This window comes from Amycolatopsis sp. NPDC051758 (assembly GCF_044453095.1).
Taxonomy (GTDB): domain Bacteria; phylum Actinomycetota; class Actinomycetes; order Mycobacteriales; family Pseudonocardiaceae; genus Amycolatopsis.
The window spans coordinates 548,658-562,413 of the sequence record NZ_JBITCJ010000006.1; the positions used below are offsets into that span (position 1 = coordinate 548,658).

Annotated in this window: 9 protein-coding genes; 4 read left to right on the forward strand and 5 right to left on the reverse strand. The window is 69.9% G+C overall.

Annotated elements, in window-relative coordinates; genetic code table 11:
* Positions 1-57 precede the first annotated feature (57 nt).
* Positions 58-1,341, forward strand: coding sequence for an MGH1-like glycoside hydrolase domain-containing protein (locus ACIA5G_RS29840; RefSeq protein WP_395929042.1), 1,284 nt, complete (start codon positions 58-60; stop codon positions 1,339-1,341).
* On the opposite strand, the gene ACIA5G_RS29845 is transcribed toward ACIA5G_RS29840, so the two are convergent.
* Positions 1,320-3,092 carry an alpha-L-fucosidase gene (locus tag ACIA5G_RS29845; RefSeq protein WP_395929045.1) on the reverse strand — a complete coding sequence of 591 codons (1,773 nt, stop codon included), beginning with the start codon at positions 3,090-3,092 and terminating at the stop codon, positions 1,320-1,322. The two genes, ACIA5G_RS29840 and ACIA5G_RS29845, sit on opposite strands and share 22 nt — an antisense overlap.
* A gap of 353 nt (positions 3,093-3,445) precedes the next feature.
* Between ACIA5G_RS29845 and ACIA5G_RS29850 the strand changes: the two genes are divergently transcribed.
* Positions 3,446-4,624 carry a glycoside hydrolase family 105 protein gene (locus ACIA5G_RS29850; RefSeq protein ID WP_395929048.1) on the forward strand — a complete coding sequence of 393 codons (1,179 nt, stop codon included), beginning with the start codon at positions 3,446-3,448 and terminating at the stop codon, positions 4,622-4,624.
* 54 nt (positions 4,625-4,678) lie between these two features.
* On the opposite strand, the gene ACIA5G_RS29855 is transcribed toward ACIA5G_RS29850, so the two are convergent.
* From ACIA5G_RS29855 to ACIA5G_RS29870, 4 genes are all read right to left on the reverse strand, one after another.
* Complete coding sequence (locus tag ACIA5G_RS29855; RefSeq protein ID WP_395929050.1) at positions 4,679-6,169, reverse strand: glycoside hydrolase family 28 protein; 1,491 nt, start codon at positions 6,167-6,169, stop codon at positions 4,679-4,681.
* 250 nt (positions 6,170-6,419) lie between these two features.
* On the reverse strand, positions 6,420-7,046 hold the full coding sequence (locus tag ACIA5G_RS29860; protein WP_395929052.1) for a TetR family transcriptional regulator: 627 nt from the start codon (positions 7,044-7,046) through the stop codon (positions 6,420-6,422).
* A 24-nt stretch (positions 7,047-7,070) separates the two neighbouring features.
* Positions 7,071-8,642 (reverse strand): alkaline phosphatase D family protein, encoded by a 1,572-nt coding sequence (locus ACIA5G_RS29865; RefSeq protein WP_395929054.1) that lies wholly within the window; start codon positions 8,640-8,642, stop codon positions 7,071-7,073.
* A gap of 35 nt (positions 8,643-8,677) precedes the next feature.
* Positions 8,678-9,334, reverse strand: a complete 657-nt coding sequence (locus ACIA5G_RS29870; RefSeq protein ID WP_395929056.1) for a hypothetical protein — start codon at positions 9,332-9,334, stop codon at positions 8,678-8,680.
* Between the two features lie 110 nt (positions 9,335-9,444).
* Here ACIA5G_RS29870 and ACIA5G_RS29875 point away from each other — a divergent pair, with 110 nt between their 5' ends.
* Entirely contained in the window at positions 9,445-12,381 is a 2,937-nt protein-coding gene (locus tag ACIA5G_RS29875; RefSeq protein WP_395929058.1) for a BTAD domain-containing putative transcriptional regulator, read from the forward strand.
* A gap of 87 nt (positions 12,382-12,468) precedes the next feature.
* Positions 12,469-13,689, forward strand: coding sequence for a hypothetical protein (locus ACIA5G_RS29880; protein WP_395929060.1), 1,221 nt, complete (start codon positions 12,469-12,471; stop codon positions 13,687-13,689).
* The last annotated feature ends 67 nt before the right edge of the window (positions 13,690-13,756 follow it).

The following is a 13,756-nucleotide window of genomic DNA, read 5'->3' on the forward strand; positions in this document are numbered from 1 at the left end:
ATCCCAGCCGCGACTTTTGTCCATTGACAAGACATAAGTAGGAGATAGATTGGACACATGGACGTAACACGGGGGCGGGCCGCGGCGGTCCTGGCGGACAACTGGCTCGGCGCGTCCACGGTGCCTTCGCGCGGCCTCTACCCGCACCAGTGGAGCTGGGACTCCGCGTTCATCGCGTTCGGCCTGCGCCACCTGGCGCCGGAGCGCGCCCGGCGCGAGCTGGTGACGCTGTTTTCCGCGCAGTGGCGCGACGGCCGGGTCCCGCACATCCTCTTCAACCCGGACACCCCGCCGGAGGCCTACTTCCCCGGCCCGGACTTCTGGCGGGCCCGGCGCACGTCGGGGCTGATCCAGCCGCCGGTGCACGCGCGGGCCGCGCTGGCGGTGCACCGGGCGGACCCGGCGGGTTCGGCGGCGGCGACGTTCCTCGCCACGCTCTACCCGAAGCTCAAGGCCTGGCACGGTTATCTGCGCACCTACCGCGACGCCGGCGGGCGCGGGCTCGCGTCGATCGTGCACCCGTGGGAGTCCGGGATGGACAACAGCCCGGCGTGGGACGGCCCGCTTTCGCGCGTGACGCCGGCCGACCCGGCCGGGTTCGTCCGCCGCGACCTGCAGCACGGCGCCGCCGCCGACCGGCCGAGCGACGAGGACTACGGCCGCTACGTCCGGCTCGCGTCCGCCTACCGCGACTGCGGGTACCTCGACGAGCGCTGGGCCGACGTCGACGGCGGGTTCACCGTCGAAGACCCGGGCCTCAACGCGCTGCTGGCCGACGCCGAGCTCGCACTGGCCGAGATCGCCGAAGCGCTCGGCCTGCCCGCGGCCGCCGCCGGGCACCGCGAGTCGGCGGCCCGGGTGACCAAGGCGCTGCAGGAAACGTTGTGGGACAGCGCGTCCGGCTGCTTCTTCGCCCGCGACGTCCGGACCGGGGAGCGCACCCGCGAGTACACCTGCGCCGGCCTGCTCCCCTTGGTGCTGCCGGACCTGGCCGTCGCCCCGGCCCTGCTGGCGACGGCCACCGGCCCGCGCTTCCGGCTCGGCCAGGTGCACGGCGTCCCGAGCTACGACCTGACCGCGGCCGACTTCGACCCGGGCCGCTACTGGCGCGGGCCGTCGTGGTTCAACATCGGCTGGCTGGTCCGCCGCGGGCTGCTGAACCACGGCGAGCACGCCCTCGCCGAGCGCCTGGGCGCCGACCTCGTGGAGACGGCCGCCCGCACGGACTTCGCCGAGTACTGCGACCCGCTGACCGGTCAGGGCCACGGCACCCGCTCGTTCAGCTGGACCGCCGCCCTGACCGTCGACCTGCTGTCGGCTCAGCCCGCCGAGGTCGCGTAGTCCGAGCCCAGCCAGGTCTCGTCGATCCGCAGCCGCTTGTAGCGGGAGCTGTCGCTCGACGCCGCGTACGTGCTCGTCACCTGCAACCGCAAATACCTGGACGTCACCGCGGTCAGGTCGACGAACTGGACGCCGCGGTGGCTCGGCAGGGTCCCGGACTTCACCGCGCTCCCCCAGTTCTTGCCGTCGGAGGACACGAACACCTTGTACGCCTTGATCCGCGCCGACTGCTCGGTGTCCGACCGGGCGTAGCCGACCGAATCCTCCCGCTGGTTGAGGCCGAGGTACTGGACCTTCTTCGCCGACCCGAGTTCGTAGTCCAGGTTCACCGGCAGGGTCTTGTTGTTGTCGAAGTAGGTCAGGTAGTCGCCGTCACTCGCGGATTGTCCACCGTGGCCACTCGCGGACGCACTCGCCTTGAGCGTCACGGTCTTCGGGTCGTAGGTCCCGGTGCGGCCCGCGATTTCGACCTTGAACACCGTGTCGTAGGTGTCCCATGAGGACAGCCCGGACAGCGTCAGGCTGCCGCCGCCCTGGCTGAAGGTGATCGCCGCGCCGGTGCGCAGGTTCGTCACCGCGCGGACGCGGTAGCCGTTGTCGCGGATCTTCAGCGTCGACGTCGACGGCTTGGTCAGCACGTGCACGTACTGCGTCTCACCCTTGATCGTGATGACGCCGTGCGCGCCGTCGTTCCAGAAGCCGGGTTGCATGCCGCCGTACATGTACCCGGCGCCTTCGGTGCCGCCGAGGGACTCCCAGATCGGCCCCAGGTAGGTGTCGGCGAAGTTGTTGAACGCCTCCTGGTTCGAGGGGAACTTCCCGTTCACCATCGCCGTCTCGGCCATCAGGGACTTGATCGACGAGCCCGAGTTCGTGATCAGCCGGCCGAGGTTGAGCATCTTGTTCACCGGCGGGTTCGATCCGCCGTACCACCACGAGCCGGTGTCGGGCAGCTTGAAGCACGCCTCGGTGAGCCGTGGCATGGCCGTGTAGGTCGCCTGCGGGTAGTCGTAGGACGGTGTCATGCCGGTCTTCTGCTCGTTGCTGATCGTGTCCATGATCGGTGTGTCTTCGTTGTTGTTGCTCAGCAGGTAGTCCGGCCGCTGCTGGTAGATCTGCGCGTAGAGGTTGTGCGACTCCCAGTAGGCGTTGTCGTTGTCGATCCAGAACCCGCCGAGGTCGGGGTAGTTCTTCATGACCTCGAAGAAGTTGTCGTAGCTGAACTGGCCGAAGCCGTCCTGGCTGTCGAGGTTCACGGTCTTGCCCTTGTACTTCGAGTAGCCCGCCGAGTCGAGCCACTCGTGGCCGCCTTCGTCGTGCCACTGGGCGTCGTTGGTCATGTAGAGGATGACCTTGAGGCCCTGGGGTTTCGCCGCCGCGATCAGCTCGCCGAGGAAGTCCCGCTTGGTGGCACAGCTGCCCGGGATCTTCGACGGCCAGGCCCGCGAGTAGCCGAGCCGGCTGTGGAACGACGCGAGCACGAGGTACGAGGCGTGCAGCTTCTTGGCTTCGGTGACCCAGTAGGCGGGACTCCACCCGCCGTCGGTGATCGCCTTCTCCCAGGCGCTGCAACTGGTGTAGCCCGGCGACGTGCGCATGCCCCAGTGCAGGAACAAGCCCGCCTGGCTGTCGCGCAGCCACTGTTGCGAAGGCTTCTGCAGATCGGCCGACGCCGGTGCGGCGACAAGCCCGGACACCACGAGCACCGCGGCCAGGGCGGCGCCCGCCCGGCGGAGGAACTTGGCTGACATGAGCGACCTCCAGTGGTCTGGTCCACTCGGTGGTGTACTCCTGCGCTCACACGGGGGTCAACCCTCAGGTCCGACCTTTTTCTCATGTTTCGACCACCGGTACAGAGAACCTGCAGCCATTCGGGTTAAATATCTGATATATGACGCAAGAGATCGGATCTCTCTTGACTCGACGTCCGAAAGGCGAGTAGATGTTCAGGCCAGAGAGCGCTTTCGCTCGATGACCACCGCTCCGGCGACACGGGCAGCACGCCGCGCCCCCCAGAGCTGGTCGGGATGCCGACGGACGGCGGATCGGCATCCCGGCCACCCCTTTCACCGCGTCGCGGGGCCAGTGCACGAAAGGACGACGAATGTCCGAGCACCCCCTGCGCCCGACCCGGCGCGCGGTCCTGGCCGGCACCCTGGGCGCCCTCGGCGCCCTCGCCGCGGCGGGTCCCGTCGCGCGGGCGGCGGCCCCGATCGGCGGCGCGGCGCCGCCGGCCGACTGGTCCCGGGCCGTGATCGACTCGACGATGAAGCGCTACACCCCGGCCAAGATCGGCGGCTGGGGGTACACTCTCGGGCTGTACCTCTACGGCCAGTACCTGTTCTACAAGCGCACCGGCGAGCAGAAGTACCTCGACTACATCGTCGCGTGGTACGACCGCTTCATCACCGACAGCGGGATCTCGAACAGCTTCACCAACCTCGACTCGATGCGCTCGTGCCAGATGCTGCCGCTGCTGCACGCCGAGACGGGCCGCACGAAGTACAAGACCGCGGCCGACCAGCTGCGCAAGCGCTTCCCGGCCTACCCCCGCACGTCCGACGGCGGCATGTTCCACGCCACCGGCAAGGTCGGCCAGCTGTGGGGCGACGGGGTGTACATGGCCCAGCCGTTCCTCGCGCTGTACGGCGCGGCGTTCGACGACGGCGCGTACTGCTTCGAAGAGGCCGCGAAGAACCTGGTGGTGTACTTCAGCCACCTCCGCGAACCGGCGAAGGGCCTGCTATACCACGCCTACGACGAGGACGGCTCCGAGTCGTGGGCATCCGGTTCCGGGCACCACTCGAAGTACCACTGGGCCCGCGCGATCGGCTGGTTCGGCATGGCCGCCATCGACATCCTCGAGGTGCTCCCGCCGAACCACCCGCGGCGCGCGGCGCTGATCGACATCGTGCGTTTCCTGGCCGCGGGTTACGAGCGCTACCAGGACAAGAACACCGGCCGCTGGTACCAGGTCGTCGACCGCGGCGGTGACTCGAAGAACTGGCTGGAGACGTCGGCGTCGTCGATGTACACGTTCACGATGGCCCGCGGCGTCCAGCGCGGTTACCTGCCGGCGTCGTACCAGGCGGTGGCGGACCGCGGGTACGCCGGTGTGCTGCGCAAGGTGTCGGTCGGGTCGGACGGCCTGACGAACATCACGGACATCGGCGAAGGAACCAACGTCGGCGACCTGTCGTACTACTACGCCCGCGCGCGCAAGACCAACGACTTCCACGGCCTCGGCGCGTTCCTCATCATGAACGAGCAGTACGCGCACTGACCACGAGGCGCGCCGCGGAAGGGGCCCCGGCCGACCGGCCGGGGCCCCTTCGTGTCAGCAGTTCGAGCTGGAGCCCGAGGTGTTCAGCCGCAGCGCCGAGCCCGACGTCGTCGCCGAGTTCTGCACGCAGTAGCCCAGCACCGACTGGAAGCCGAGGTCGTACGGGCTCTTGCCGCCCTTCTCCGCCGTGAAGTGGTCGAAGGTTACGTCCGTGCTGTTGTTGACGATGCTCGCCGGGCGACCGTCGTCCTTGGCGAACTCCACCGAGCTGTCCACGAACCGGATGCCGGCCGCGTAGTGCAGGTACCAGCCGTACGACGGGCGGGTGCCGATGCTCTTCGGGTTGTAGTCCGTGGCGTCGTTGCTCGGGACACCGGTGCCCATCGTGCCGTTGCCACCCGGCACCGACAGCTTGACGCCGGTGAAGGTGACGTCCGAAACCCGGTGCCCGCTGTCCGCGCCCCAGATCGTCGGGCTGAAACTGCTGCCGGTGTGCGTGCCGGTGACGTTGTCGAACGTGATCCCGCTGATCGAGCCGACCCCGGGGCTGTTCCCGCACCGCTTCCGGGTGCCGATCTTCATCATGATCGGCGAGTACGTGCCGGACATCGTGATGTTGCGGTAGTGCACGTCGGAGATCTTCGCGCCGTCCATCGAAACGATCCCGAGGCCCGATTTGTGCGCGCCGGTGATGGTGATGTCCGAGAACTGGTACCCGGTGAAGTCACCGCACGTTTCGGACCCGAACATCAGCGCGTTGCAGCAGACCGCCGACAGTTTTGCATTGTTCACCGTGACGTTCCCGTTCGGCAGTTTTGCGCCGAGCGCGTAGTCGCTCTTGAACACGAGCGCGTCGTCGTTCGCGGCGATGGTCACATTCGTGATCGTGACGTTCGTGGTGCTGATGATGTTCCAGCCGTCGCGGTCGCTCGCGGTGTCGATGGTCAGTTTGTCCGACACGACGTTCTTGCAGCCGTTGATCAGCGCCGCGAAGTGCCCGCCGCGGCGCAGCTTGATCCCGGACAGCGTGAGCCCGTCACAACGGGTGATCGACAGGATCTTGTCGGCCTCGCCGGACTTCGGGTTGCCGGTGATGAGGTTCCCGCCGCCGTCGATGGTCCCGGCGCCGGTGAACCCGATGTTCGTCAGCTTGTCGCCGTAGAACATCGCGTTGTGGAAGTGGCTGTGGCCGTAGTCCTGGTAGTCGTCCCACTGGTTCGACTCGGGCTTGTCGTAACTGTCCGCACTCGACCCGGCGATGGTCGCGCCCGCGTCGAGCTGGATCGTGACGTTGCTCTTGAGGTGGACGGTGTTGGCCGACTTGTAGGTGCCCGAAGTGAACCGGACGGTGCCACCGCCGGCCGTGCTGGCCGCCGTGATCGCCTTGTCGATCGCCCCGGAATCGTTGGTGGAACCGTTTCCCTTGGCCCCGTAGTCCTTCACGTCGTAAACGCCGCCCGGCGCGGCCGAGGAAACCCCGGCGCCGGTCGCCACCAGTCCCGCCACCACGAAGGTGATCAGCAGAACGGTTCTTTTCGCTTTCACGGGAAACCGCCTTGTCATGGAATCGGAAAATTCGGCACGACGGCGGAGCACTCAGATTACGAGCGGTGCGCGCGAACTGTCAAGATCGCGCGTTTTCCCGATGAGCCGGGGAGGACCCGCGTCACCCCCAGTCGGACGCGGGTCCCCCCGGTGTCCTCGTCAAGATTTTCGCAGTCTACCCCTGTGGCGCCCGAGGAAACCGTGTACGTTTCACGGCTCTGCCCATGAATCCGTCATGATCGGCTCGCGGTCACGGGAACCCCACGCCGGACGAGAGCAAGGTGAACGCCCGTTCGGCCGCCTCGACGGCCTCCGGGAGACGCTGCGCCGCAGGCACGCCGGCCGCGACCGCGTCCATGTTCGCCGTGGCCAGCAGCCGCCGGACGGCGGCGATCTGCGCGGCGGCGAGCCCCGCGTCCCGCGCCGGGACATCCGCTTCGGCGAGCGCGTCGGCCAGCGCCGACTCCCCCGCCGACGTGAACGCCGCCAGCCGCGCCACCAGCGCCGGTGTCCCGGTGACCAGCCGGAACACCGCGACGACGGCCGGCTCGTCACACAGGCCGGTCACCGGTTCGCGCTCGTCGAGGCCGCGCAGGAACGCCTCCCGCAGCGCGGCCAGCGGCCCCTGACCGGGGCGGCGGGCGCGCACGACGTCCGCCGCGTCGGTCTCGTGGTCGGCGAACCGGTGCAGCACCAGGTCCTCCTTGGACGGGAAGTACGCGAAGAGCGTCCGCTTGGACACTTCGGCCGCCTTCGCCACTTCGGCGACACCGACGGCGTCGAACCCGCGCTCCAGGAAGAGCTCGATCGCCGCCGTCGAGATCGCCGCCCGCGTGCGGAGCTTCTTGCGCTCCCGCAGGCCCAGTTCATCGGTCACGTCACTCAGCGTAGCGCCCCGGTGTCAGACCTTCTGCAGGCCAGGCGTCCCCGCTTGCACTACGTAGCTGACATCGTTCTTGATGACCACCTTCGCCGGGTCGTAGACACTGGTGTCGGACGTCGTCATGAAGTCCGCCCGCGTCTGCGACGGCGTGGTCGTCACGCGGACGTAGCCGCGCTCGCCCTTGCAGTACTTGACGTGCGGGTTGTTGGCCAGCCAGGCCGCGGTGGGCGGGGTCGCGGTGTCGCTGTTGCTGGTCACCGACGTCGTCACGAGCTCCGAGCCGATGATCGGGTCCGAGTGGTCGAAGTAGTCGAGCCGCAGGTCGGCGGCCCAGTGCCGGTGGACGTCGCCGGTCAGGACGATCGGGTTGGCCACCTTCCGGTCGACCCAGCCCTTGGCGATCCGGTCGCGCGAGGCCTCGTAGCCCTGCCAGGAGTCGGGGCTCTCGCAGGTGGCCTTGTTGCCGTCGCCGTCCCGCGTGGCGAAGAAGACCTGCTGGCCGAGGAAGTCCCACGTGGTCGGGTGCGACTCGAACTGCTTGAGCAGCCACGCTTCCTGGGTGGTGCCGAGGATGCTGCGCGAGGTGTTGCGCATGTCGGTGCACGCCGGGCCGGTCGAGCCCGACGGGTCGGCGACCTGGGCGTTGCGGAACTGGCGTGTGTCGAGCATGTGGAAGCGGGCCAGGTTGCCCCAGACGAACTGGCGGTAGAGCTGGATCGACGAGCCGTTCGGCTTTGCGGTCGAGCGGATCGGCATGTGCTCGTAGAACGCCTGGAACCCGGCGGCCTTGCGCGCGGCGGACGCGGGCGAGGTGGTGCCGTTCCAGTTGTTCATCACCTCGTGGTCGTCGAAGACCACCATCCAGGGCGCGAGCTGGTGCGCCGCCTGCAGGTCGGCGTCGGTCTTGTGCTGGCCGTGCCGCGCGCGGTAGATCGCGAGCGTGCTGGCGTCGTCGGCGACGGCCAGGCTGCGCGGGTTGCGCTCCGCCGCGGCACGGCCCGACTTCTTCTCGTAGATGTAGTCGCCGAGGAACAGCACCAGGTCCGGGTTGTCGGCGACAACACCCTTGTACGCGTGGTAGTAGCCCTCCTCCCAGTGCTGGCAGGAGGTGAAGCAGTACTTGAGCTGGTTGACGGCGGCGCCGGCGGCGGGCGCGGTGCGCGTCCGGCCGACCGGGGAGATGTAGCCGGAAGTCTTGAAGCGGTAGAAGTACTCCCGGCCGGGCTGCAGGCCCACCGGTTCGATGTGGACACTGTGCGCGGACGCGCGGACCGCGCTCGCGGAGCCGCTCTGCACGACCGAGGAGAACGCCGAGTCGTTCGCGATCTCCCAGTCGACCGCGTACGTCGCGTCCGGCATGCCGCCGTACCCGTCGGGGTTGAGCGGCGCCGGCGCGAGTCTCGTCCACAGCACCACGCTGTCGGGAAGCGGATCGCCGGAGGCGACCCCGAGCTGGAAGGGGTCGTGGATGGCGGGAGCCGCGACGGTGGTGCGGGCGTTCGCCCACGACGGCAGCGCCGCCGAAGCCGCGGTGGCGGTGACCGCGGCGAGCCCGCCGAGGAGCACCTTGCGCCGGTTGACCTGACCCATGTCGAAGTCCTTTCGGGGAGGGGAGGGGGACGCGGTCAGGCCGCGAAGTCGGTGATGCCGTCGCTGCAGGACTTCAGGTCCGGCTGGGCGGTGGTGTAGTTGGCGACGCAGACCTTGTAGAAGACCCAGCCGCCGTGCGGGACCGTGACGGCCTTGTCGACCTTCGTGCCCTCACCGCCGGAGTTCCAGACGTAGAACGGCCCGGCGCCGCCCTTGAGCCAGTAGACGGCCACGGCCGAGTAGCCGTCGGCGTTGGTGTCGTAGACCAGGAAGTGCGAGTCCGACGAGCGGTACTGCGCCTCGCCCGCGCAGGCGTCGGAGCACTGCCCGCTGCCCGTGCCGACCCCGCAGTCCGGCGCGATCCGCTGGTCGGAGCCGGTGTAGACGTAGGTGTCCGAGATGTACCCGCCGAGCGCGGGCACGTAGTCCCACAGCGTGCTCGTGCCGTAGGTGCCGGTCACGGACGTGCCGACGGTCTGGCAGTCGATGGTCACCGACGCGCCGTTCGCGACGGTCTTGACAGCCGTGGCCCCCGCGGTGGGCGCCCGGCGGACGTTGAGCGGGTCACCCGCGGTCTTGACGGTGCCGGTCGCCGCAGCCGACGCTTCGAGCGCACCGCCGACGGCGAGCGCGCCCACCGCCGCGAGGACGACCCCGATCCCGGCGCTACGCCGGAGGTTCAAACGCTTCATGGCGGGAGCGTGACTTCGGCCCGTACACGTCCCGTACAAAGGCCCGGGCCTGCGTACAGACACTCCGAATGGATCTATCCCCCGAGGTGGGTGGGAAATAACATCCGGGCATGGGGGAACTCATCGGGCAGGTTGAGACCACCTCGCTTACCATCCGCGTCCTCGGTCCGCTGGAGGTCACCGCCCGCGGGCAGGTGGTCGGGCTGGGCGGGCCGAAGCCCCGGCTGCTGCTGGCGGCGCTGGCACTGCAGCCGAACATCGTCGTGTCCACCGACGTGCTGGTGGAAGTGCTGTGGCCGGAATCGGCGCCGCGCTCGGCCGCGGCGAACATCCGCACGTACGTCCATTCCCTGCGAAGAAGGTTCGCGGAGATCGACCCCGCCCTCGGCGAGCGGATCAGCAGCCGGGCCTCCGGGTACCTGCTGACCGCGTCCCCCGGCGAACTGGACCACCTCGCCTTCGCCGCTTCGGCCGCCGAAGCGCAGGAAGCGCTCGATCGCGGCGACGCCGAGAGCGCTCTCAAACTCCTCGACCGGGCCGACGCGCTGTGGCGCGGCGAAGTCCTCGAAGGGCTGCCGCACGACCACAGCTGGGGCGCGACCGTCGCCCGGCTCGCCGAACTCCGGCTGTCTGTGCAGGAACAGCGCCTGCGGGCGCGGATCGACCTCGGCCGCTGCGGTGAGGCCGTCGCCGAGCTGCGCGGGCTGGTCACCGAACACCCGCTGCGCGAAGAGCTCTGGGCGCAGCTGATCGTGGCGCTGCGCGCCGCCGGCCGGACCGCGGACGCCGTCGAGGCGTACGAGTCGGCCGAGCGGGTGCTGCACGAAGAACTCGGCGCCGAGCCCGGCGCCCGGCTGCGCGAGCTGCGCACGACGCTGGTGCCGGAGAGCGTGCTCGCGCCGCGTCCCGCCGACGTCGCCCCGGTCTGCCAGCTGCCGCTCGACCTGCCGGACTTCACCGGCCGCGACTCCGTGATCCGCGAAGTCGTCTCCCTGATGCGGGAGCGCGCGGAACGCAATGCGCCCGCTGTGATCGTGCTTTCGGGCGCGCCCGGCGTCGGCAAGTCGGCGGTCGCCGTCCGGGTTGCGCACGCGGTCCGCGACGAGTTCCCCGACGGCCAGCTGCACGTCGACCTGGCCGGCACGTCGTCGTCACCGCGGGCGCCGATGGGGGTGCTCGCCGAACTGCTGCACGCGCTGGGCATCCCGGACGCCGGCCTGCCGCGCGAGCCCGCCGAACGCTCGGCGCTGCTGCGCTCGCGGCTGGCCGGGCGGCGGATGTGCGTGGTGCTCGACGACGCCGGGAGCGCCGCCCAGGTGCGGCCGCTGCTGCCCGGCGCCGGCGCATGCGCAGTGCTGGTGACCAGCCGGCTCCGGCTGCCCGGGCTCGCCGGGGCGAAGGCGGTCGACGTCGACCTGCTCCCCGAAGACGAAGGCGCACGGCTGCTGGAAGGCATCGTCGGCGCCGAGCGGGTGGCCGCCGAGCCGGAGAGCGCCGCGGCGATCCTGCGCCAGTGCGGGCACCTGCCGCTGGCGATCCGGGTGGCCGGCGCGAAGCTGACCCACCGGCCGGGCTGGACGCTGCGGCTGCTGGCCGACCGGCTGCGCGACGAGCGCCGGCGGCTCGACGAGCTGCGCGTCGGCGACCTCGCCGTCCGCGCGAGCGTGACGTTGTCCTACGACCTGCTGCCGATGTCGGCGGCCACCGCGTTCCGCGGGCTGGGGCTGCTCGGGCCGGTCCAGTTCCCGGCCTGGGTGGTCGCCGCCGTGCTGGGCCGCCGCGACGCCGACGACGTGCTCGACGTGCTGGTCGACGGCCACCTCGTCGAGCTCGTCGGCTCCGACTCGGCCGGGCAGCCGCGCTACCGGCTGCATGACCTGCTGCGCGTGTACGCGGTGGAGCTGGCGGAGCAGAGTGACGCGGCGAAGACGCGTGCCGGGCTTCGGCGGGTTCTCACCGGGTATCTCGCCCTCGCGCTCGAGGCTGCGCGCCGGATGCCGCTGCACTTCTTCGGCATGTATTGCGACGACGAGCTGCCGCGGCCCGCGGTGCCCGCCGACGTGCTGCCGGACGACCCGGCGGCGTGGTTCGCGGCCGAGCGGCACACGAGTGTCGCGGCGGTTTCGCTGGCCGCCGAGCAGGGCTTCGACGACCTGGCCTGGCAGCTGGCTTCGGCGCTGACGCCGTACTTCGACCTGCGCGGCCATCAGGACGACTGGCACAGCACCCACACGATCGCGCTCGCCGCGGCCCGCCGGACCGGCTCGCTGCGCGGCGAGGCGATCGTCCAGCGCAACCTCGGCCAGTACCTGCTCTACCAGGACGAATACGCCGAGTCCCGGGTGGCGTTCGAGGAGTCGAAGGCACTGTTCGAGCAGGTCGGCGACGCTCAAGGCGTCGGCATCGCGCTGACCGGGCTCGCGACGATCCTGCGTATCGAAGGTGAGGACGGGCTTGCGCTCGACCACTGCCACGAAGCGCTGAAGCTGTTCGCCGAAGCCGACGACCAGCACGGCGAAGCGGTGGCGCGCATCGGCGCCGGCGCGGTCTGGATGTCCCGAGGCTGCTACGCGGCGGCGAAGCGCTGGTTCACCGACGCCCTGGAGCTGTCGGCGTCGATCGGCGACCGCCACCGCGAGGCGCACGCGTTCAAGCGGCTCGGCCTGCTGTTCCAGCACCAGGGAAACCTGGCGGCCGCGCGCGAGCACGTCGACCGCGCGATCGCGATCTTCACCGACCTCGGCGACGATCACTGCGTCGGGTACGCCAACCAGAACCTCGGCGAGCTGTGCCTGCACAGCGGCGACTTCGCGCACGCGCAGCTGCTGCTGGTGAACTCCCTGTCGGTGCACCGCCGCAACGGCGACCGGCGGTCGGAGGCTGAGGTGTCGCAGCTGCTGGGCGAGCTGCACCGGGCTTTGGCGCAGCCGGAGCGGTCGCGGGACTACTCGGAGCGCGCGCTGGCGATCTGGCGGGAGCTGTCGTCGCGGCCCGCGGAGCCGGCGGGCCCGCCGGGGCTGGATGGCCCGCACATCGTTTCCGCCTGACGCACAACCTGCTTGTACGGATCATGTATGCCGCCCCGCCAGTCTTTCGCCACGTTCGAGTGAACAGGTGCGAAAGGAGAACCGGGGATGATCCGGATCAGGAAGACCGGCCGCGTGACCGCGGTGGTTCTGGCCGCGGGGGCGGTGACGGCGCTGGCCGGAGCTCCCGCCCAGGCCGCGACGACGGGCAGCGCGGGCTGGACCGCCGATTTGTCCACTGTGGACACCGACGACGTCAACGTCGCCGCCGCGGGCGGGGCGCTGACGCTGGCCGACGCGGCGTGGCACAGAACCGCGCGGGTGTTCGCCGGCAGTGAAGGCAGCCTCACCACCGCCGAGCACACGCTGGGCGCGCCGGCGAACCGCGTCAGCGCGGAACTGAGCGCCGACACCCCGAAGGGCACCTCGATCGACGTCGACGTCCGCGGGCGGACCGGCGCGAACGACTGGACCGAGTGGACACCCGCGGGCAGCACGCTCAAGTCCGCCGTCGGCTCGGTGCAGGTGCGCATCAGCCTGCACAGCACCACCGACGGCGTCCGGCCGACGGTGAAGAACGTCGCGCTCAGCGCCGACAACGCACCCCAGGTCAACGCGCTCGACGCGACGACCGCACTGACCTACAAGGTCTACGGCACTCGCGAAGGCCTGATCGGCGGGACGACCGCCAACGGCCACGTGATCACCAGCCGCGACCACTTCGTCGCGCTGCCGTCCGGGAAGGGCCTGTCCGGCAAGGGATCCGGCACCTACACCGTCCGCGTCTGCCGCACCGACGGCAGCAAGTGCGAGTACGCGCCGGTGTGGGACGTCGGCCCGTGGAACGAGCAGGACGACTACTGGAACCCGGCGGCGACGCGGACCAAGTTCAAGGACCTGCCGCAGGGCCAGCCCGAGGCGTACGCCGCTTACTACAACGGTTACAACGGCGGTAAGAGCGGCCTCGGCTACAAGGTGGCGAACCCGGCCGGCATCGACCTCGCCGACGGCGTCTTCTGGGACGGGCTCGGCATGTCGGACAACGGCAACGTCAACGTCACCTACCTGTGGACCGGCACCGGCCCGACCGGCGTGGTCAGCACCGCGGGCGACCCGATGAACGTCCGGGCGAGCGCGAGCACCACGGCCGCGATCAAGGGCCTCGCGGCGAACTACGCCAAGGTGAACATCGAGTGCTACACCCTCGGCGACACCGTCACCGGCAAGTTCGGCACCAGCAACATCTGGGACCGGATCGGCCCCGGCCACTACGTGTCGGACACCTACCTGCAGACCGGCTCGGACGAACCCGTCGCGCCGCTCTGCTGATCCACGAGTTCGAGTGATCCTCGATCATCGCGTGGTTGACTGCCCTCACCCCCGCGATAAAAGCGAA

Bases quoted from the DNA above. Each gene is read 5' to 3' on its own strand.
- ACIA5G_RS29865 (WP_395929054.1), bottom strand. From the start codon at position 8,642: ATGGGTCAGGTCAACCGGCGCAAGGTGCTCCTCGGCGGGCTCGCCGCG.
- ACIA5G_RS29845 (WP_395929045.1), bottom strand. From the start codon at position 3,092: ATGTCAGCCAAGTTCCTCCGCCGGGCGGGCGCCGCCCTGGCCGCGGTG.
- ACIA5G_RS29870 (WP_395929056.1), bottom strand. From the start codon at position 9,334: ATGAAGCGTTTGAACCTCCGGCGTAGCGCCGGGATCGGGGTCGTCCTC.
- ACIA5G_RS29875 (WP_395929058.1), top strand. From the start codon at position 9,445: ATGGGGGAACTCATCGGGCAGGTTGAGACCACCTCGCTTACCATCCGC.
- ACIA5G_RS29840 (WP_395929042.1), top strand. From the start codon at position 58: ATGGACGTAACACGGGGGCGGGCCGCGGCGGTCCTGGCGGACAACTGG.
- ACIA5G_RS29880 (WP_395929060.1), top strand. From the start codon at position 12,469: ATGATCCGGATCAGGAAGACCGGCCGCGTGACCGCGGTGGTTCTGGCC.
- ACIA5G_RS29850 (WP_395929048.1), top strand. From the start codon at position 3,446: ATGTCCGAGCACCCCCTGCGCCCGACCCGGCGCGCGGTCCTGGCCGGC.